Origin of the sequence: Spiroplasma endosymbiont of Amphimallon solstitiale, assembly GCF_964030965.1 — a bacterium.
Classification (GTDB): Bacteria; Bacillota_I; Bacilli_A; order Mycoplasmatales; family VBWQ01; genus Spiroplasma_E.
Genome location: NZ_OZ034999.1, coordinates 459,805 through 479,992 on the forward strand (window position 1 = coordinate 459,805; position 20,188 = coordinate 479,992).

Here is a 20,188-nt window from a genome sequence, read left to right on the forward strand (position 1 = left end):
AAAAGAAAGGAATTAGTACAATGTATAAGTATCTGACTATTGAATCAATAATAGCAATAAAAGAATATAAAAGTTATGGATTTTCGATTCGTAAAATAGCAAAAGCCATTGATTATAGTAAATCAACTGTACATAGAGTTTGTAGATTATTAAATCAAAACTTATTACCATTAGAAATATTGAATAAAATTCAAAAAAATAAACAAAATGCAGGTAGAAAATTAATAATTTTAACTTTAATAGAAATTAATACTATTAATCATTTGTTAATTACTAAAAATTATGCTCTTGATATAATTGCTAATTTTTTAAAGGAAAATAAAATAAAAAGTATTTCAACAAAAACTTTATATAACATGTTTAAAACAAATCGAATGGGTTTTGATGAAAATAACTTATTGAGAAAAGGAAAAAATAAACCTCACAAACAAAAAGAAACTAGGGGCAGAATTAATAATTGTAAGTCTATTCATGAAAGAAATTTAATCATTCCTAATATTAAAAATATAGAAGAATTTGGTCATTTAGAGGGTGATACTATCATTGGTAAAGATCATAAAAGTTCTATTATTACTTTAGCTGATATATGATCAAAAACCACAATTCCTTTAGCAACTAAAAATAATAAATCAGAAAATATTACAAAAAGTATAATAAAATTTATTTCAAAGTTACAAAAAGGAACAGTTAAAACTATTACTTTTGATCGTGGTAAAGAATTTAGTAAATGAAAATTAATCGAAAAAAATTGTAATGTTAAGATTTATTTTGCAGATCCTGGTAAACCTTGTCAAAGAGGTTTAAATGAAAATAATAATGGTATTTTAAGAAGATATTTACCAAAATCTACAGATCTATCTTTTAATTTTGTAGAAAAGTAATGATACATGATAAAGTGTTATTTTTAGAGAATTTTTACACTAAATAATGTTACTTTTAACAAATTTTTAATTAAAAATAATATTTTAAGTGTAAATTGATGAATAATTTTTGGTCATCCATACTTTTCTACATAATTAAAACTCTATTCCATCTTTAGAAATTGAAGGGGCTTCAGTTTTAGATGAATTTTACTGATTAAATAAAGAAGATCCAAATTATTCTAAGTGTCGACTTATTCATCAACAAGGGAAAAGAACAGAAGATGATGGTAAGTTTACTTTGAATGAAGAGGCTTGTAAAAAAATAATTGAATTATTTTTAACAAAAGAAGTAAATCTAAATAATAAAACAATCGAAGAAGTATTTCCAGAAGATTTTTTTAAATCAAATTTTTGATGATATTGGGCAATGTTTGCTTTTGAAAAATGACATAGTGCTATGGAAATGAGAAGATATATTATGAGATTCATTCATCATCTTGATGGATTACCAGATTTATCCTTTAATTTTGTAGAAAAGTAATGATACATGATAAAGTGTTATTTTTAGAGAATTTTTACACTAAATAATGTTACTTTTAACAAATTTTTAATTAAAAATAATATTTTAAGTGTAAATTGATGAATAATTTTTGGTCATCCATACTTTTCTACATAATTAAAATACTTTTCTACATAATTAAAAGATTTATCAGCACTTAAATTTACCAAATACAATCAATACGAATCACTTGTTTTACCATTAATTTCTCACTTAGAAGAACAAAGTGTTGTTTTTCACTATGAAACAATAGTAAAAAATATTATAATTTCAGAAAATGAAAATAAAGAAAAAATTGCAAAAAAAATCATTTTTCAAAAAAAGAATAAAGAACAACAAATAATATTAAAAGAAAATGATTTCGTTTTTGTAACTAATGGCAGTATCTGAAAGTACAACATATGGTGATCATAATACTCCAGCACCAATTAGTGAACAACTCCAATTAGGTGGAAGTTGAGAATTATGAGAAAATTTGGCAAAGCAAAGTAAAGATTTTAGAACCTGTTTAGAATCTTTTCGAAAATAATGTAAAATGATTATATATTTTAAAATAAGAGGTATATATGCATAAAAATTATCCAAGTCATGTCACCAAAGAACAATTTGAGAACATAAAATCAATTTTAGAAAATAGCAAAAAGAAAACAAAACCAAGAAGTTTAGATTTATATGAAGTATTTTGTGCAATTTTATATGTATTAAAAAGTGGTTGTCAATGAAGAATGCTACCAAAAAATTTTCCAAAATGACAAACTGTATATTATTATTTTCAAATTTGAAGTAAAAATAATGGTAAAGAACCTAGTGTATTGCAATTAATTTTAAAAAAAATTAGTTAAAAAAGTTCGTATCAATAATAATCGCAAAGAACAAACTAGTTTTTGTATAATTGATTCGCAAAGTGTTAAAAATACAGATACTACTGAAAATAAAGGTTATGATGCTGGTAAAAAGATTTCAGGCATAAAACGTCATATTGTTGTTGATTCTCAAGGTTTACCACATGCAATTTACATAACCACAGCAGAAAAAACCTTTAATTTTGTAGAAAAGTAATTATACATGATAAAGTGTTATTTTTAGAGAATTTTTACACTAAATAATGTTACTTTTAACAAATTTTTAATTAAAAATAATATTTTAAGTGTAAATTGATGAATAATTTTTGGTCATCCATACTTTTCTACATAATTAAAAGAAGTTTTTGCTTCAGCATATGATATTAGAGTGCTATTGAATTCAACTCATATTTTATGAGATAAGAAAAAAATTAATGATATACAAGTTCCTCTTATCTTAAAAATTTTCCGTAGAGGTGCATTAAAAAAAATCAAGGGAACTTTTCTAGAAGAATTACTTGAAAAATCAGGATTATTATAATAAATCCTAATATTTTTAATAATATTTATAAAATAAAATATCTATATTAACTTACCATTTTAAGTATAAAATAAAGAAAAATATTAAAAAAAATTAGTAATATTGTTACAAGTAACATTCATTTCTTTAAAAATAAAGAAATTGCTAACAAATTTAATATTCTAATAATCTTTAAATTTAAAATCAATTAATAATTTCTCATTCTAATGTTTAAAAATTCATAAAATTAATATTATTAATTTTAACTTCAAGATTAAATATAATGTTATAATATTTTTATGTATTATTAAATTATACAAAAGAAAGAGGAATTAACTTATTATGAGTACAATTATTAAAAATGAAGAAAATGAATCAAATGTTCAACAATTTCAAGTTGGTGACATTATTACCGTAACTCCAACTGGAATAAAGGAATTCGGAGTTTTTTGTAAGTGTCCAAATGGATTTTCTGGTTTAATTCACATTAGTCGTATTACCCCTAAATTTGTTAAAAATGTTAGTGATTATTTTACAATTGGTACATCAGTTAAAGCAGAAATAACAGGTATTGATCATACTAAACAACAATTAAGTTTAAGTACAAAAGAACAAGGATTAGTTGCAAAGAATAATTCTTCAATTGAAGAAAATGGTAAAGGATTTGCACCAATAAGAGAAACTGTTGATAATTGATTTAAAAAAGAAGAAAATAATTAAAATACTATTTTTCTTCCAAATAATAAAAAATATTGCTATTTAATGGCAATATTTTTTATTTTTTTCTTGCAATCTAAAATTTTTACAACTATATTTTTATTATAAATATTAAATAGTATTATTACGAATTAATATTTTAATTTTAAATACTATAAGGAGGTTATAGAATAGTGATAAAAACTAATTTAAAGTTTACTAATTTAGATATGAAAGAATTATCAACTTTATATCAAGAAAAAGTAACGGTGATTAACGCTGAACTGGAAAGTAATGCTAAAAATGAAGATGGTTGATTAGGATGAATTGATTTTCCATTTGCATACCAAAAAGACATTACTTTTCAAGATTCTTGAAAACGAATGAAAACTCTAGCATTGAAACTACAAAAAGAAATACAAGTTTTAGTAGTAATTGGTATTGGTGGATCATACTTAGGTGCTAGAGCAGGAATTGATATGGTGCAAGGTTTATTTAATAATACGGCTCCTGTTAAAGTAATTTATATGGGTAATACTATGAGTTCAACTTATGTTCACCAAGTTTTATCATATTTAAAAGATAAAGAATTTGCCATTAATGTTATTTCTAAATCAGGAACTACTACTGAACCAGCAATTGCCTTTCGTTTGTTAAAAGAACTATTAATTAAACAAAAGAAAAATAAGAATATTGTTAATAACAGAATTATCGCTACTACTGATAAAACAAGAGGAGTACTCCATGATTTGGCAAAAGAAGAAGGATATGAAAGCTTTGTTATCCCCGATAATATCGGTGGTAGATACTCTGTTTTAACTCCTGTTGGTATTTTTCCGATGATGGTAGCAGGAATTAACTGTGAAGAAATTATTGCTGGTGCGCAATTAGCAGCAAAAGAATGTAAAAGTGATAAAATTGATGTTAATGATGCCTATTTATATGCAGTTTCTCGCTATCATTTACATAAAACTAATAATAAAGCAGTTGAAATTTTAGTAAGCTATGAATTACAAATGCAAATGTTATGTGAATGATGAAAACAATTATTTGGTGAATCAGAAGGTAAGGATGGCAAAGGATTATTACCAGCTAGTGTTGTTTTTTCAACTGATTTACATTCAATGGGCCAATTTATTCAAGAAGGTTCAAAAATGTTTTTTGAAACAGTAATAAAAATCAAAAAACCTAATGAAGATATCAAAATTCCACTTGATAAAGAAAACAATGATCAATTAAACTATTTAACAAAACATTCTTTACATGAAATTAATAATATTGCCTTACAAGGAACTATTGAAGCTCATAGTGATGAAATAGTAGGAAAAACTCCAAATATTTTATTAGAATGGGATACAATGGATGGCAAAATGTTTGGTTATTCTAGTTATTTCTTTATGAAGGCTTGTGCTGTTAGTGCAAAATTATTAGATGTTGACCCATTTAACCAACCTGGTGTTGAAGTATACAAAAAGAAAATGTTTACATTATTAGGTAAAAAATAATTTCCTAATAATAAATTTCCTGAATTGTAAATATAAATGGGACAGTTTTTTAAAATAATTGTATTAAATCTATTGGTCTTTTATAAGATAGTGATTTTCTGGGTGTAGAATTAATTTGAAATGCTATAGTATTTAAATCTTTTTGTTTATATGAAGATAGATCTGTAGATTTTGGTAAATATCTTCTTAAAATACCATTATTATTTTCATTTAAACCTCTTTGACAAGGTTTACCAGGATCTGCAAAATAAATCTTAACATTACAATTTTTTTCGATTAATTTTCATTTACTAAATTCTTTACCACGATCAAAAGTAATAGTTTTAACTGTTCCTTTTTGTAACTTTGAAATAAATTTTATTATACTTTTTGTAATATTTTCTGATTTATTATTTTTAGTTGCTAAAGGAATTGTGGTTTTTGATCATATATCAGCTAAAGTAATAATAGAACTTTTATGATCTTTACCAATGATAGTATCACCCTCTAAATGACCAAATTCTTCTATATTTTTAATATTAGGAATGATTAAATTTCTTTCATGAATAGACTTACAATTATTAATTCTGCCCCTAGTTTCTTTTTGTTTGTGAGGTTTATTTTTTCCTTTTGTCAATAAGTTATTTTCATCAAAACCCATTCGATTTGTTTTAAACATGTTATATAAAGTTTTTGTTGAAATACTTTTTATTTTATTTTCCTTTAAAAAATTAGCAATTATATCAAGAGCATAATTTTTAGTAATTAACAAATGATTAATAGTATTAATTTCTATTAAAGTTAAAATTATTAATTTTCTACCTGCATTTTGTTTATTTTTTTGAATTTTATTCAATATTTCTAATGGTAATAAGTTTTGATTTAATAATCTACAAACTCTATGTACAGTTGATTTACTATAATCAATGGCTTTTGCTATTTTACGAATCGAAAATCCATAACTTTTATATTCTTTTATTACTATTATTGATTCAATAGTCAGATACTTATACATTGTGCTAATTCCTTTCTTTTCTTAATTATAGAATTAACACAATTTAATTTTTATATAAGTGTCCTTTTTAATTTTACAATTCAGGTAATCATCTAAAGGATAATAATATTTATTAGTTTCTAATATTAAATAACCTCTACGATAAAAATTATTTATTTTACCATATTGAGTATTTGGACTTCTTGGAGCAGTTTTAACATATTTATGTTTACTTTTATCATATATATTTTGATGTCAAAAATCATCATATGCTTTTAATAGATTTGTGAAATAATTTAAACCATTATTAATAATTTGATTATCAAGTTCATCATAATTAAGTTCATTTTCTAGAAAATTCATAATATTAATCCCTTTCTAAATACATAACTTTGAGTATAACAATAATTAACTGGTGAGTGTTGGAAAATGATTTAGTTAAAATGATATAATTAATATATAAATATTGAATATAGGTGATAAATATGCCAGCAAAAAGAAAAGAATTAGGTAATTATAAAGAAAAGATACAAGAATATTTAAGAGAAAATAAAGATAATTTAAAAAAATGTACTAAACAAGAATTAAATTATATTTTAAATGTGGATAATAAATATATATTTGATTACCGAAGAAGGTCGACAAAATGACAAAAAGATTTTCTTAAAGAATATGATAAAGCATGTCTTAAAATAGGAATTGCACGATTAAAAAATGTTACACAAGTACCTCAATATGATTGAGCTTATTTAAGAACAAATCATAGAGATATGTTTGATGATTTAATAGATAATCAAGATATAGAAGCAAATAATAGTAATATAATTATTAATATTTCTGAACCTAGAAAAATAGAAAATGATGATTAGAAACCTATAATAAATATAGGTTTTTTTCTTTATTTTAAATGATAAAAATGATATAATTTAATAAAGTGAATATGTTAATTTAACATATATAAAAGTGACCTATTAACCAAGTGAATTATTAAAATTTAATAACAAGGGAGATTAAAAGTATGAGTGATTTTACTTTTGATGAAAAAGAGAATTATAGTTTAGATGATGTTAAAAATTTACTAAAACAACATAGAAATGTAGTATATGCTGAAAGTAAAAAAAATATTGAACCTAAATTAAGTGAATATGAAACAAAATTAAAAGAATATGAAAATAAAGTAAATATATATGAAGAAGAAAAATTATTTAATGGTTTTACAGATAAACAAAAAGAAATGTCAAAATTATTAATGACTTCTAAATATAATAATTTATCAAAAGCAGAAGCTTTAAACCTGAATTGTAAAATTAAAAAGGACACTTATATAAAAATTAAATTGTGTTAATTCTATAATTAAGAAAAGAAAGGAATTAGCACAATGTATAAGTATCTGACTATTGAATCAATAATAGCAATAAAAGAATATAAAAGTTATGGATTTTCAATTCGTAAAATAGCAAAAGCCATTGATTATAGTAAATCAACTGTACATAGAGTTTGTAGATTATTAAATCAAAACTTATTACCATTAGAAATATTGAATAAAATTCAAAAAAATAAACAAAATGCAGGTAGAAAATTAATAATTTTAACTTTAATAGAAATTAATACTATTAATCATTTGTTAATTACTAAAAATTATGCTCTTGATATAATTGCTAATTTTTTAAAGGAAAATAAAATAAAAAGTATTTCAACAAAAACTTTATATAACATGTTTAAAACAAATCGAATGGGTTTTGATGAAAATAACTTATTGAGAAAAGGAAAAAATAAACCTCACAAACAAAAAGAAACTAGGGGCAGAATTAATAATTGTAAGTCTATTCATGAAAGAAATTTAATCATTCCTAATATTAAAAATATAGAAGAATTTGGTCATTTAGAGGGTGATACTATCATTGGTAAAGATCATAAAAGTTCTATTATTACTTTAGCTGATATATGATCAAAAACCACAATTCCTTTAGCAACTAAAAATAATAAATCAGAAAATATTACAAAAAGTATAATAAAATTTATTTCAAAGTTACAAAAAGGAACAGTTAAAACTATTACTTTTGATCGTGGTAAAGAATTTAGTAAATGAAAATTAATCGAAAAAAAATGTAATGTTAAGATTTATTTTGCAGATCCTGGTAAACCTTGTCAAAGAGGTTTAAATGAAAATAATAATGGTATTTTAAGAAGATATTTACCAAAATCTACAGATCTATCTTCATATAAACAAAAAGATTTAAATACTATAGCATTTCAAATTAATTCTACACCCAGAAAATCACTATCTTATAAAAGACCAATAGATTTAATACAATTATTTTAAAAAACTGTCCCATTTATATTTACAATTCAGGTTGCCTAATATACTAGCAAAATTCTTAATTGCTCAAGGTTTTATTGAAACTTCTCATTTATTAATGATTAAAATTGGCATTGTTTTACCAATAATTTCAATACTACTATTACAAAAAGAAAATTTAACTGAATAATTTTTTAAAATTTCAAAATCAGTAAATGCTATCATTCCATCAAATTTATTTTTTCCAAAATTTGCTTCAACAAATGTTACTTCATAAAAAATTTTATCTTTTACAAAAAATGGTTTTATTTTTTTTATATAAAAACGTTTATCAAATCTAATTTTTAAATTATTTAATTTAGATTGCAAAATTTTTTCAGATATTTTTTCATAATACTCTTTAGAAGCAGTTTCTTTATTAATGGGAAACTTATTTAGATTATGAAGAACATTAATATTATAAGTTTGTTTTAAAAATTTTTTTATTTTAATCAAAAATTCATAATATTTCAACATCAATCTCTCTGAATTTTCTTCACCAACATTATAATGAGAAACTGAAATTTGTACATAATCATGAAATTGTCTTAAAAATTTTAATTTTCCTATGGATTTTATATACTTAATAGCGCAAGTTATATCATTATATTCCATTGGATTTATAGATACTTGTTTTTCAACAGAATATACTTTCAAAAATACAGCTTCAATAAAATTACGAAGACTAGCTAGAATATTTTCCTTTAATTTTGTAGAAAAGTAATGATACATGATAAAGTGTTATTTTTAGAGAATTTTTACACTAAATAATGTTACTTTTAACAAATTTTTAATTAAAAATAATATTTTAAGTGTAAATTGATGAATAATTTTTGGTCATCCATACTTTTCTACATAATTAAAAGTATTTTCTCCTCAAGCTTTGTTTGTTTCTCTAGCTTCTTTGTTATGTTTATCTTTATCCGCTTGGCTTCATTCATTACATGATCTTCACATATTTTTCTCCTTTATTATTTTTATTGAATATTTTTTTATACACTTAAAATATTCAATAAAAGTATATATTTTTAAAACTAAAAATGTGTAAAAAATTAGTAAAAAATCACTATTTTTCAAAATAGTGATTTAGATGTTATTAATTATGTTGTTAATAAGCATTTTACTTTATTTCAGTTATGATTTGAAGTTGTTGATGGTAGTTGTTCTTGTTGGTTTACTGTATTGCGTATAGATGAATCAAAATTTTGATTATTTACTGATTCAATATTTGAATTTTGATTAATTGTTTCACTACTTATTAATTGGTCTGGATTTTTCTCTTTTCTATTATCCAATTCTTGTTTTAAAATATCATATTGTGTTTCTAATTTAATTTCTGTTTTATTACTGGTAAGATTTTTAATTATTGATTCGCGTTCTTTTTTAAGTTTTTCTTTTTGTTCTTTATTTTTAAAATATTTATTTGAAAATCATGATCAAACTTTTTTTGCAGTTGATGAAAAAAATTCTACCCCTCCTCTAAGGGCTGTAGCAATACCACCAATTACAAGGCTTATTATTAATAATGGTGGATGAATAAGATTAATAGCCACTACACCTAGGGGTATTATTAACCAAGTAATTATTCATGTAACTATTTCACTTTTATTTGGTTTTAATTTGAAACCTTGTTGTTGTTTTAAAAAGTCTTTAATTGGTACAAATTGAAAATTATTAATGTTATGGGTTGAAATGTCATTAATTAGTAAAATATCTTTTTTATAATCATTGATATTTTTATAATTCTTTATTTGTTTAACAACTTGTATATCACCATTTGTAAGGTGTTGAAAATATATTACCTCTTCATTAATTGAATTATCAATATGTTGAATGGTCGTTATAAAATAAACTTTGTTATTAATTGGTAAAATTTCTTCGTAAATTTTTTCAATTCTTGTCTTTTTTCTTTGTTTTTCATCATAAATTGTTACAGCATTATATTTAAACTTATTGAAATTCACATTGATTTGTTTTGATTGTTTTAATTCTTCAATTTGCTTTTTAAGTTGTTCAATTTCTTTGTCTTTTTCTTGAATTGTTCTTTGAGCTTGTATTAGTTGTTCTGCATTTGGTGTTGCTCAATTTAAGTAATTAGTTAGTTTTGTTCATGTATCAACATTTGTTTTTTGCATATTTTGGTTATCTATTAAACTAATACCAATTGGTTCTAAATTTTTTATATTATTTTCTAAGGAATCATCATTAAGTTGTTGATTATTATCAATCCTATATGTTTTTCCTCCATGTCTCTTGTTTTTGATTTCTTTCACAAAAATGTTTTCTTGTTTTAAAATATCTTCTATGGATTTATTTTCTAATAGAAAATTATATGTTTGTGATTTAGTTTTGTCAGTCATGTTAATATCTCCTTTTAAATATTAAAACCCATTTACTTTTCCTGAATTGTAAATATAAATGGGACAGTTTTTTAAAATAATTGTATTAAATCTATTGGTCTTTTATAAGATAGTGATTTTCTGGGTGTAGAATTAATTTGAAATGCTATAGTATTTAAATCTTTTTGTTTATATGAAGATAGATCTGTAGATTTTGGTAAATATCTTCTTAAAATACCATTATTATTTTCATTTAAACCTCTTTGACAAGGTTTACCAGGATCTGCAAAATAAATCTTAACATTACAATTTTTTTCGATTAATTTTCATTTACTAAATTCTTTACCACGATCAAAAGTAATAGTTTTAACTGTTCCTTTTTGTAACTTTGAAATAAATTTTATTATACTTTTTGTAATATTTTCTGATTTATTATTTTTAGTTGCTAAAGGAATTGTGGTTTTTGATCATATATCAGCTAAAGTAATAATAGAACTTTTATGATCTTTACCAATGATAGTATCACCCTCTAAATGACCAAATTCTTCTATATTTTTAATATTAGGAATGATTAAATTTCTTTCATGAATAGACTTACAATTATTAATTCTGCCCCTAGTTTCTTTTTGTTTGTGAGGTTTATTTTTTCCTTTTCTCAATAAGTTATTTTCATCAAAACCCATTCGATTTGTTTTAAACATGTTATATAAAGTTTTTGTTGAAATACTTTTTATTTTATTTTCCTTTAAAAAATTAGCAATTATATCAAGAGCATAATTTTTAGTAATTAACAAATGATTAATAGTATTAATTTCTATTAAAGTTAAAATTATTAATTTTCTACCTGCATTTTGTTTATTTTTTTGAATTTTATTCAATATTTCTAATGGTAATAAGTTTTGATTTAATAATCTACAAACTCTATGTACAGTTGATTTACTATAATCAATGGCTTTTGCTATTTTACGAATCGAAAATCCATAACTTTTATATTCTTTTATTGCTATTATTGATTCAATAGTCAGATACTTATACATTGTGCTAATTCCTTTCTTTTCTTAATTATAGAATTAACACAATTTAATTTTTATATAAGTGTCCTTTTTAATTTTACAATTCAGGTTTAAAATAAAGTAATGGGTTAAAACTTATATATTGGATAACAGCTATATGTTATCAAATTTTGTGTATTTTACAATTAGTTAAGTTTTAACCAAAATTTAACTATTAATTGTCTATATTAATATTAAATATTTGGGTTTTGAAAGTTGCTAGTTTTCAGTTGTAAATTTTGATTTGTTCATCAACGAATTTTTTCATGCTTTCATTTGGAACTAAAAGTAAAACTTCGCATCCGTTTTTACAATAATGTCGTAATCCATCAAACTTTTGTCTCATTCGTTGTTTAGTTTTTCTAGTTCTTTCAAATTCAATAATCATGATTTTATTTTCATAGTGAACTAATAAGTCAGGATATCCTTTTTCTCGATAACTTTCTGCTTTTAGTTCTTTTTCTGTTTGATATGAAATAATGTCATTTTGTTGAGATAGTCATTTGATGAGTAAATCTTGATGAACTAACTCGTTGTAGTTAATTCTTTTAATTATGTAGAAAAGTATGGATGACCAAAAATTATTCATCAATTTACACTTAAAATATTATTATTAATTAAAAATTTGTTAAAAGTAACATTATTTAGTGTAAAAATTCTCTAAAAATAACACTTTATCATGTATCATTACTTTTCTACAAAATTAAAGCAATAATCTAAAATTTTAAAAATTTTAATTTCATCTTTTTTAACATTTTTTAAAATTTCATCTTTATATTTTTCATAATAATTATATTCTAAATTAATAATATCTAAAAAATCAAATCCTGTTTTAGTTAAAAATTGCATTATTTTTCAATATTCTTTACTATTTGTAGTTAATTTTATTTCTTTGCCTAATATACTAGCAAAATTCTTAATTGCTCAAGGTTTTATTGAAACTTCTCATTTATTAATGATTAAAATTGGCATTGTTTTACCAATAATTTCAATACTACTATTACAAAAAGAAAATTTAACTGAATAATTTTTTAAAATTTCAAAATCAGTAAATGCTATCATTCCATCAAATTTATTTTTTCCAAAATTTGCTTCAACAAATGTTACTTCATAAAAAATTTTATCTTTTACAAAAAATGGTTTTATTTTTTTTATATAAAAACGTTTATCAAATCTAATTTTTAAATTATTTAATTTAGATTGCAAAATTTTTTCAGATATTTTTTCATAATACTCTTTAGAAGCAGTTTCTTTATTAATGGGAAACTTATTTAGATTATGAAGAACATTAATATTATAAGTTTGTTTTAAAAATTTTTTTATTTTAATCAAAAATTCATAATATTTCAACATCAATCTCTCTGAATTTTCTTCACCAACATTATAATGAGAAACTGAAATTTGTACATAATCATGAAATTGTCTTAAAAATTTTAATTTTCCTATGGATTTTATATACTTAATAGCGCAAGTTATATCATTATATTCCATTGGATTTATAGATACTTGTTTTTCAACAGAATATACTTTCAAAAATACAGCTTCAATAAAATTACGAAGACTAGCTAGAATATTTTCCTTTAATTTTGTAGAAAAGTAATGATATATGATAAAGTGTTATTTTTAGAGAATTTTTACACTAAATAATGTTACTTTTAACAAATTTTTAATTAAAAATAATATTTTAAGTGTAAATTGATGAATAATTTTTGGTCATCCATACTTTTCTACATAATTAAAAATATTTTCTGATGAAAAACCTCTTTCTGGATTTGATTTATCAATATTTTTACAAATTAAATTATTTATTTGTTGAATATAATCGTCTATTATCATTTTTTCTTTTCCCTTTAATTTTGATTTTGAAAGATAAAACACTTGCAAGTGTTTTTATCGATGTTTAAGAATATGAATATAAAAAACCATTCATATTCTTAAATTCAACGTTTTATATTTGTTTAAACACTATATTATTATACATTGTTCCATGTTGTTTAAAAATAAGTATATGAAGAACTCATTGCAGAAATAATGTAAAATTATAGTAAGAAAACACAAAATTGTTAAGTAAACTGCACAATTGTGCAGTTTTGAAGTATTTAATATTTACATTTTTTGTGACTTACTACTAGAGCTTTGATTTTTACTTGTTGAAGCTTCATTGTTTATTTTTGATTTATCTTTTTCAAATCTAAGAGCATTAGCAACTCTTTCTCGTCTTTCTCTTTCGTTTTTTCTCCTCAAGCTTTGTTTGTTTCTCTAGCTTCTTTGTTATGTTTATCTTTATCCGCTTGGCTTCATTCATTACATGATCTTCACATATTTTTCTCCTTTATTATTTTTATTGAATATTTTTTTATACACTTAAAATATTCAATAAAAGTATATATTTTTAAAACTAAAAATGTGTAAAAAATTAGTAAAAAATCACTATTTTTCAAAATAGTGATTTAGATGTTATTAATTATGTTGTTAATAAGCATTTTACTTTATTTCAGTTATGATTTGAAGTTGTTGATGGTAGTTGTTCTTGTTGGTTTACTGTATTGCGTATAGATGAATCAAAATTTTGATTATTTACTGATTCAATATTTGAATTTTGATTAATTGTTTCACTACTTATTAATTGGTCTGGATTTTTCTCTTTTCTATTATCCAATTCTTGTTTTAAAATATCATATTGTGTTTCTAATTTAATTTCTGTTTTATTACTGGTAAGATTTTTAATTATTGATTCGCGTTCTTTTTTAAGTTTTTCTTTTTGTTCTTTATTTTTAAAATATTTATTTGAAAATCATGATCAAACTTTTTTTGCAGTTGATGAAAAAAATTCTACCCCTCCTCTAAGGGCTGTAGCAATACCACCAATTACAAGGCTTATTATTAATAATGGTGGATGAATAAGATTAATAGCCACTACACCTAGGGGTATTATTAACCAAGTAATTATTCATGTAACTATTTCACTTTTATTTGGTTTTAATTTGAAACCTTGTTGTTGTTTTAAAAAGTCTTTAATTGGTACAAATTGAAAATTATTAATGTTATGGGTTGAAATGTCATTAATTAGTAAAATATCTTTTTTATAATCATTGATATTTTTATAATTCTTTATTTGTTTAACAACTTGTATATCACCATTTGTAAGGTGTTGAAAATATATTACCTCTTCATTAATTGAATTATCAATATGTTGAATGGTCGTTATAAAATAAACTTTGTTATTAATTGGTAAAATTTCTTCGTAAATTTTTTCAATTCTTGTCTTTTTTCTTTGTTTTTCATCATAAATTGTTACAGCATTATATTTAAACTTATTGAAATTCACATTGATTTGTTTTGATTGTTTTAATTCTTCAATTTGCTTTTTAAGTTGTTCAATTTCTTTGTCTTTTTCTTGAATTGTTCTTTGAGCTTGTATTAGTTGTTCTGCATTTGGTGTTGCTCAATTTAAGTAATTAGTTAGTTTTGTTCATGTATCAACATTTGTTTTTTGCATATTTTGGTTATCTATTAAACTAATACCAATTGGTTCTAAATTTTTTATATTATTTTCTAAGGAATCATCATTAAGTTGTTGATTATTATCAATCCTATATGTTTTTCCTCCATGTCTCTTGTTTTTGATTTCTTTCACAAAAATGTTTTCTTGTTTTAAAATATCTTCTATGGATTTATTTTCTAATAGAAAATTATATGTTTGTGATTTAGTTTTGTCAGTCATGTTAATATCTCCTTTTAAATATTAAAACCCATTTACTTTTAAAATAAAGTAATGGGTTAAAACTTATATATTGGATAACAGCTATATGTTATCAAATTTTGTGTATTTTACAATTAGTTAAGTTTTAACCAAAATTTAACTATTAATTGTCTATATTAATATTAAATATTTGGGTTTTGAAAGTTGCTAGTTTTCAGTTGTAAATTTTGATTTGTTCATCAACGAATTTTTTCATGCTTTCATTTGGAACTAAAAGTAAAACTTCGCATCCGTTTTTACAATAATGTCGTAATCCATCAAACTTTTGTCTCATTCGTTGTTTAGTTTTTCTAGTTCTTTCAAATTCAATAATCATGATTTTATTTTCATAGTGAACTAATAAGTCAGGATATCCTTTTTCTCGATAACTTTCTGCTTTTAGTTCTTTTTCTGTTTGATATGAAATAATGTCATTTTGTTGAGATAGTCATTTGATGAGTAAATCTTGATGAACTAACTCGTTGTAGTTAATTCTTTTAATTATGTAGAAAAGTATGGATGACCAAAAATTATTCATCAATTTACACTTAAAATATTATTTTTAATTAAAAATTTGTTAAAAGTAACATTATTTAGTGTAAAAATTCTCTAAAAATAACACTTTATCATGTATCATTACTTTTCTACAAAATTAAAGCAATAATCTAAAATTTTAAAAATTTTAATTTCATCTTTTTTAACATTTTTTAAAATTTCATCTTTATATTTTTCATAATAATTATATTCTAAATTAATAATATCTAAAAAATCAAATCCTGTTTTAGTTAAAAATTGCATTATTTTTCAATATTCTTTACTATTTGTAGTTAATTTTATTTCTTTGCCTAATATACTAGCAAAATTGAGGCTTTTTAGAAATCTGTGTATCTTTGTTTTACAAAGTACTAGTTCAGATTAATTCTATCTTCAAATTTTATCATAAAATGAGCAATTGCTGTATTTCAATTTTGAATAGGCAATGTTCATTTTTTTGTTATATTTTCAATTGCTAAATAAAATATTTTAAAAACTGACATATCATTAGGAAAAGCTTTTTTGTTTCTAATAACTTTTCGTAATTGACTATTAACAGATTCAATAGCATTTGTTGTATAAATTACTCTTTTGATTTCTGCAGGATAACTAATAAAAATCATCAAATTTTCTCAATTTTTATATCAAGATTTAGCAATTTGGGGATATTGTTTATTTCATTTACTTTCAAATGATTCTAAAGCTTGCATTGCTTGTTCTTCACTACATGCACTATAAATTGGTTTTAAATCTGTAACTAGAGTTTTTCGATGTTTGTATGAAACATATTTTAAACTATTTCGAATTTGATGAACAATGCATAATTGATGTTCTGTTTTAGGATAAACTGCTTGTATTGCTTCTGACATGCCTGTTAAATTATCACTACAAGCAATCAAAATATCATTTAAGCCTCGATTTTTCATTTCTGTGAAATTAGCTAATCAAAATTTAGCACCTTCATTTTCACTAATTCATAAGCCTAAAACATCTTTTTTACCTTCTAAATCAACTCCTAATGCTATATAAACTGATTTATTAATAATCCGTTTATCTTGTCGAACTTTAACTACTATACAATCAAAATAAACAATCGGATAAATGCTTTCTAATGGTCGATTTTGTCATGTTTTGACATCATCAATAACATCATCAGTAATTTGACTAATAACACTTTCACTAATATCAGCACCATGATATAACTCTTGTAACTGCATTCTAATGTCAGATAGAGTCATACCTTTTGCATATAGTGAAAGCACTTGTTGATCAAAACCATCAAATCTTCGCTGTCTTTTTGCAACTATTACAGGAGTAAAATCACTATTGCGATCTCTTGGTACATCAATCTCAATTTTACCTTGTTGAGTTATTAATTTTTTTGAACTTGTACCATTACGAGCATTTTCAGTATTACTATGTTGATTTTTTTCATATCCTAAATAATTTTGCATTTCAGAATTCAACATTTTTTCAACTAAACGTTTTGTTAATTCTTTATATAAACCCCCTTCTTTAAAAACTGTTGTTAAATCTTCAGTATTTTCTAATAATAAATCTACTGCTTTTGATATTGGATCATTATTATTAATATTTTGTTTTTTAGCCATCTGTAACTCACTCTTTCTAGTCATTTAATTATATTTACTAGAATTAATTAAACATAGTTATTTTTGTAAGTTACACAGATTACTAAACATTGCCAAAATATATTTTTATATGGTATTTTTAATATTAAAGAGGTGATTTTAAATGAATAAAAATACAGTAAAAGAAATTTTAAATAATTTGTCTGATAAAGATTTTATTGAGATTTTTAGAGAAAATAAAACTAGAATTAAACAAATTGAGAAAAAAGAAAAATTTGAAGCAGTCGAACAAAAATTCAAAGAGAAAGGGATTCAATGTCCAGATTGTAGTTCTTTTTTGTGTACTAAATATGGTAGTAAAAATTATAAGCAAAGATATAAATGTAAAAGTTGTAATATTACTTTTCATGCTTTTAAAAATCATTATTTTTATTGAAGTCATTTATCTCATGATCAATGAGATTTATTGATACAAATAGCTACTTTAGGTCAATCTGCTTACATTATTTCTCAATTTATTAATACTACAAATAAAACTGCCTGATTTAATCGTCAAAAATTTATGAAATCAACACAATTAGTAAAAACACAAAATCAATTTGTAAAATTAAAAGCTAGAATTGAAGTTGACGAAACTTTTATCAAAGAAATTCATAAAGGAAACTTTAAAGATCCAAATGATCCAAGAAAACAATGAATTGAAGAAAATGCTAAAGATTTAAATTGTTGTATTCAAATGGCAATTGATGAAAACCGAAATATCTATGCTCAAACAACAAATACTAAAAGATTAAATAAAAAATGAGTACAAGAAAACTTAACATCGAAACTTATCGAAGAAAATTCAATTATAGTTTGTGATATGCAAGTATTATATGATACAGTAGCTAAACAAACTAAATCCACTATCCAGCAGTTTAAATCAAAAGAAAATAAAGAATTAAATTATAAAAAATTAAGTAATGTCAGTAAAATACAATCAAGTTTAAAAGAATTTATTACTCATTACCATGGCATTGGATTTACCAATATTCAAAATTACCTCAATTTATGGAAATGAAAATATCAACACTACGGATTAACCCCTTATCAAAAATCCAATGTGTTATATTTCAGTTTGTAAAAAAAATAAATCCCAAAATTTAATAAAATCAAATTTTAAGTCAAGTTGATGACTTTTTTTATTTTACCACTACTTTTCTACAAAATTAAAAGTATTTTCACGTCGTAGAACAAAGAAAATGGTTAAGAAAGGCATTATGCCTCCAAGTTATAGTGGCGAAGCAATGGCTATGACTTTATTTTTTCCTAGACATTGGTTAAAAAGGTATAATTCACGTGCTTTACATTATGTGCATGAACTTAAAAGTGAATTGTCACCTAAGAAATACCTTAAAGAAGCAAGTAGTATTGATATGACTTATAGTGATATTAAATCTGCTGGTTTGGATAAATTAGATAATATTTTAAAGAAGAAAGATAAACCTAAAAATAAAGATAAATAAAAATGATTATAGTCCCAGTGAACCTACTGGGACTATAATTTGGGTGAGCCACGTAGTGGCGAGGGACGTAGTCCCTATATACTTGATAATATTTTTTTTACACTTATAAAGGTTAAAAAATAAAAATAAAATTTAATTTTCAATACTGATAATAAAATATTAAATAAATATTTAATTAAAATTAAAATGAAAAAAATTATTAAAGTGAAAAATAATTAATTAAAAAAAAGAAAATCATGTAAAATATATTTATAGTTGTTCAAGTTTTAATAATTAATGATGCTAATTTTTTTTATATTACTATTAATTATTTAATACCACCTAAATAACTTAAAAATAACGCTACATTTTACTAATATATTCAATGATACAAAACATAATAATTTTAGAAAGAGTGATAAACTATGAAAAATATTATTCATACTCCTAATGCTCCTGCTGCCATTGGGCCATATAGTCAAGCAATAATTGCAGGTGACTTTTTATATATTTCTGGGCAATTACCAATTAATAGTAAAACAGGTGAATTTATTGGCACTGACATTTCTTCACAAACTAAGCAAAGTTTATTAAATATTAAAGCAATTTGTGAAGCTGCTAATATTACTTTAAATAATATTGTAAAAGTTAATATTTTCTTAAAAGACTTAAATCACTTTGTTGAAATGAATAAAGTTTATGGAGAAATATTTGGTGCACACGCTCCAGCAAGAGCAGCAGTTCAAGTTGCTAGAATTCCCAAAGATGCATTAATTGAAATTGAAGCAATTGCTTATTTAAAATAATTTTTATAATTTTATTTTTTTTATTGCATATATAAATTTTTAACTATAAAATTAAATCAAGATTTATTTAGAAAAAGTACTTTAAAATTTAAAAAGTTTCTTTAATTTTGTAGAAAAGTAATGATACATGATAAAGTGTTATTTTTAGAGAATTTTTACACTAAATAATGTTACTTTTAACAAATTTTTAATTAAAAATAATATTTTAAGTGTAAATTGATGAATAATTTTTGGTCATCCATACTTTTCTACATAATTAAAAAAAAGTTTTATTCATATAATAATGATATTAGTAAAATAAACTAATATCATTTTTAATGATACATTACTACACTTTCCAAGAGGC

Annotated in this window: 24 protein-coding genes and 6 pseudogenes; 13 read left to right on the forward strand and 17 right to left on the reverse strand. The window is 22.6% G+C overall.

The features are described 5' to 3' along the window. Window positions 1-20 precede the first annotated feature (20 nt). Window positions 21-860, forward strand: a pseudogene (locus tag AAHH39_RS02865) (IS30 family transposase); the annotation flags it as partial. Between the two features lie 163 nt (window positions 861-1,023). Next, a pseudogene (locus AAHH39_RS02870) lies at window positions 1,024-1,383 on the forward strand (oleate hydratase); the annotation flags it as partial. A 44-nt stretch (window positions 1,384-1,427) separates the two neighbouring features. Here the strand turns inward: AAHH39_RS02870 and AAHH39_RS02875 are convergent. Then, window positions 1,428-1,592 carry a hypothetical protein gene (locus AAHH39_RS02875; RefSeq protein WP_342218776.1) on the reverse strand — a complete coding sequence of 55 codons (165 nt, stop codon included), beginning with the start codon at window positions 1,590-1,592 and terminating at the stop codon, window positions 1,428-1,430. On the opposite strand from AAHH39_RS02875, the pseudogene AAHH39_RS13265 reads away from it, so the two are divergent. The 3 pseudogenes from AAHH39_RS13265 to AAHH39_RS02885 all read left to right on the forward strand — a co-directional run. Then, window positions 1,567-1,749, forward strand: a pseudogene (locus AAHH39_RS13265) (oleate hydratase); the annotation flags it as partial. The gene AAHH39_RS02875 and the pseudogene AAHH39_RS13265 overlap by 26 nt on opposite strands. Before the next feature lie 18 nt (window positions 1,750-1,767). Beyond that, window positions 1,768-1,921, forward strand: a pseudogene (locus AAHH39_RS02880) (oleate hydratase); the annotation flags it as partial. Between the two features lie 67 nt (window positions 1,922-1,988). Then, window positions 1,989-2,460 (forward strand): annotated as a pseudogene (locus tag AAHH39_RS02885) (IS5 family transposase); the annotation flags it as partial. A 44-nt stretch (window positions 2,461-2,504) separates the two neighbouring features. Here the strand turns inward: AAHH39_RS02885 and AAHH39_RS02890 are convergent. Next, the gene (locus AAHH39_RS02890; RefSeq protein ID WP_342218778.1) at window positions 2,505-2,759 is read right to left on the reverse strand and encodes a hypothetical protein; all 255 of its coding nucleotides are present in this window, start codon (window positions 2,757-2,759) and stop codon (window positions 2,505-2,507) included. A 367-nt stretch (window positions 2,760-3,126) separates the two neighbouring features. On the opposite strand from AAHH39_RS02890, the gene AAHH39_RS02895 reads away from it, so the two are divergent. Both AAHH39_RS02895 and AAHH39_RS02900 read left to right on the forward strand, forming a co-directional pair. Next, window positions 3,127-3,504 (forward strand): S1 RNA-binding domain-containing protein, encoded by a 378-nt coding sequence (locus AAHH39_RS02895; protein ID WP_252318945.1) that lies wholly within the window; start codon window positions 3,127-3,129, stop codon window positions 3,502-3,504. Between the two features lie 170 nt (window positions 3,505-3,674). After that, entirely contained in the window at window positions 3,675-4,985 is a 1,311-nt protein-coding gene (locus tag AAHH39_RS02900) for a glucose-6-phosphate isomerase (protein ID WP_342218779.1), read from the forward strand. 49 nt (window positions 4,986-5,034) lie between these two features. Here the strand turns inward: AAHH39_RS02900 and AAHH39_RS02905 are convergent, their stop codons facing one another. Continuing rightward, window positions 5,035-5,979 (reverse strand): IS30 family transposase, encoded by a 945-nt coding sequence (locus AAHH39_RS02905; RefSeq protein ID WP_342218780.1) that lies wholly within the window; start codon window positions 5,977-5,979, stop codon window positions 5,035-5,037. 33 nt (window positions 5,980-6,012) lie between these two features. After that, window positions 6,013-6,321 carry a hypothetical protein gene (locus AAHH39_RS02910; protein ID WP_342218781.1) on the reverse strand — a complete coding sequence of 103 codons (309 nt, stop codon included), beginning with the start codon at window positions 6,319-6,321 and terminating at the stop codon, window positions 6,013-6,015. Window positions 6,322-6,443: 122 nt separating this feature from the next. Here AAHH39_RS02910 and AAHH39_RS02915 point away from each other — a divergent pair, with 122 nt between their 5' ends. From AAHH39_RS02915 to AAHH39_RS02925, 3 genes are all read left to right on the forward strand, one after another. Further along, on the forward strand, window positions 6,444-6,827 hold the full coding sequence (locus tag AAHH39_RS02915) for a hypothetical protein (protein ID WP_342218782.1): 384 nt from the start codon (window positions 6,444-6,446) through the stop codon (window positions 6,825-6,827). Between the two features lie 149 nt (window positions 6,828-6,976). After that, on the forward strand, window positions 6,977-7,303 hold the full coding sequence (locus AAHH39_RS02920) for a hypothetical protein (protein ID WP_342218783.1): 327 nt from the start codon (window positions 6,977-6,979) through the stop codon (window positions 7,301-7,303). A 33-nt stretch (window positions 7,304-7,336) separates the two neighbouring features. Beyond that, entirely contained in the window at window positions 7,337-8,281 is a 945-nt protein-coding gene (locus tag AAHH39_RS02925) for an IS30 family transposase (RefSeq protein ID WP_342218153.1), read from the forward strand. Here AAHH39_RS02925 and AAHH39_RS02930 read toward each other — a convergent pair. The 12 genes and pseudogenes from AAHH39_RS02930 to AAHH39_RS02985 all read right to left on the reverse strand — a co-directional run bounded on the left by AAHH39_RS02930 (window position 8,273) and on the right by AAHH39_RS02985 (window position 17,573). Then, the gene (locus tag AAHH39_RS02930; RefSeq protein WP_342218784.1) at window positions 8,273-9,028 is read right to left on the reverse strand and encodes a hypothetical protein; all 756 of its coding nucleotides are present in this window, start codon (window positions 9,026-9,028) and stop codon (window positions 8,273-8,275) included. The two genes, AAHH39_RS02925 and AAHH39_RS02930, sit on opposite strands and share 9 nt — an antisense overlap. A 15-nt stretch (window positions 9,029-9,043) precedes the next feature. Continuing rightward, window positions 9,044-9,163: pseudogene (locus tag AAHH39_RS13270) on the reverse strand (IS30 family transposase); the annotation flags it as partial. 233 nt (window positions 9,164-9,396) lie between these two features. Next, a complete protein-coding gene (locus tag AAHH39_RS02940) occupies window positions 9,397-10,656 on the reverse strand; it encodes a hypothetical protein (RefSeq protein WP_342218589.1) in 1,260 nt (419 codons plus the stop codon). Between the two features lie 71 nt (window positions 10,657-10,727). Continuing rightward, the gene (locus AAHH39_RS02945; RefSeq protein WP_342217458.1) at window positions 10,728-11,672 is read right to left on the reverse strand and encodes an IS30 family transposase; all 945 of its coding nucleotides are present in this window, start codon (window positions 11,670-11,672) and stop codon (window positions 10,728-10,730) included. A 190-nt stretch (window positions 11,673-11,862) separates the two neighbouring features. Then, the gene (locus AAHH39_RS02950) at window positions 11,863-12,276 is read right to left on the reverse strand and encodes a hypothetical protein (RefSeq protein ID WP_342218468.1); all 414 of its coding nucleotides are present in this window, start codon (window positions 12,274-12,276) and stop codon (window positions 11,863-11,865) included. A gap of 98 nt (window positions 12,277-12,374) precedes the next feature. Continuing rightward, entirely contained in the window at window positions 12,375-13,178 is an 804-nt protein-coding gene (locus AAHH39_RS02955) for a hypothetical protein (protein ID WP_342218588.1), read from the reverse strand. Between the two features lie 132 nt (window positions 13,179-13,310). Next, window positions 13,311-13,523 (reverse strand): hypothetical protein, encoded by a 213-nt coding sequence (locus AAHH39_RS02960; protein WP_342218591.1) that lies wholly within the window; start codon window positions 13,521-13,523, stop codon window positions 13,311-13,313. 270 nt (window positions 13,524-13,793) lie between these two features. Beyond that, window positions 13,794-13,931, reverse strand: coding sequence for a hypothetical protein (locus AAHH39_RS02965; protein WP_342218786.1), 138 nt, complete (start codon window positions 13,929-13,931; stop codon window positions 13,794-13,796). A gap of 220 nt (window positions 13,932-14,151) precedes the next feature. Then, window positions 14,152-15,411 (reverse strand): hypothetical protein, encoded by a 1,260-nt coding sequence (locus AAHH39_RS02970; RefSeq protein ID WP_342218589.1) that lies wholly within the window; start codon window positions 15,409-15,411, stop codon window positions 14,152-14,154. A 142-nt stretch (window positions 15,412-15,553) separates the two neighbouring features. Continuing rightward, window positions 15,554-15,967, reverse strand: a complete 414-nt coding sequence (locus tag AAHH39_RS02975; RefSeq protein ID WP_342218468.1) for a hypothetical protein — start codon at window positions 15,965-15,967, stop codon at window positions 15,554-15,556. Between the two features lie 98 nt (window positions 15,968-16,065). Continuing rightward, window positions 16,066-16,227: a hypothetical protein gene (locus tag AAHH39_RS02980; protein WP_342218593.1), complete on the reverse strand. Its 162-nt coding sequence runs from the start codon at window positions 16,225-16,227 to the stop codon at window positions 16,066-16,068. Window positions 16,228-16,334: 107 nt separating this feature from the next. Continuing rightward, a complete protein-coding gene (locus AAHH39_RS02985) occupies window positions 16,335-17,573 on the reverse strand; it encodes an IS256 family transposase (protein ID WP_342219300.1) in 1,239 nt (412 codons plus the stop codon). A gap of 142 nt (window positions 17,574-17,715) precedes the next feature. Between AAHH39_RS02985 and AAHH39_RS02990 the strand changes: the two genes are divergently transcribed. The 3 genes from AAHH39_RS02990 (at window position 17,716) to AAHH39_RS03000 (ending at window position 19,842) form a co-directional block, all read left to right on the forward strand. Continuing rightward, window positions 17,716-18,675: a transposase-like zinc-binding domain-containing protein gene (locus AAHH39_RS02990; RefSeq protein ID WP_342218787.1), complete on the forward strand. Its 960-nt coding sequence runs from the start codon at window positions 17,716-17,718 to the stop codon at window positions 18,673-18,675. Then, window positions 18,653-19,057 (forward strand): hypothetical protein, encoded by a 405-nt coding sequence (locus AAHH39_RS02995; RefSeq protein ID WP_342218788.1) that lies wholly within the window; start codon window positions 18,653-18,655, stop codon window positions 19,055-19,057. Before AAHH39_RS02990 ends, AAHH39_RS02995 begins: the two co-directional genes overlap by 23 nt. Window positions 19,058-19,461: 404 nt before the next feature. Beyond that, window positions 19,462-19,842, forward strand: a complete 381-nt coding sequence (locus AAHH39_RS03000; protein WP_174480051.1) for a RidA family protein — start codon at window positions 19,462-19,464, stop codon at window positions 19,840-19,842. A gap of 144 nt (window positions 19,843-19,986) precedes the next feature. Here AAHH39_RS03000 and AAHH39_RS03005 read toward each other — a convergent pair whose 3' ends face one another. Then, window positions 19,987-20,154 (reverse strand): hypothetical protein, encoded by a 168-nt coding sequence (locus AAHH39_RS03005; protein WP_342218789.1) that lies wholly within the window; start codon window positions 20,152-20,154, stop codon window positions 19,987-19,989. Window positions 20,155-20,188: the final 34 nt, after the last annotated feature.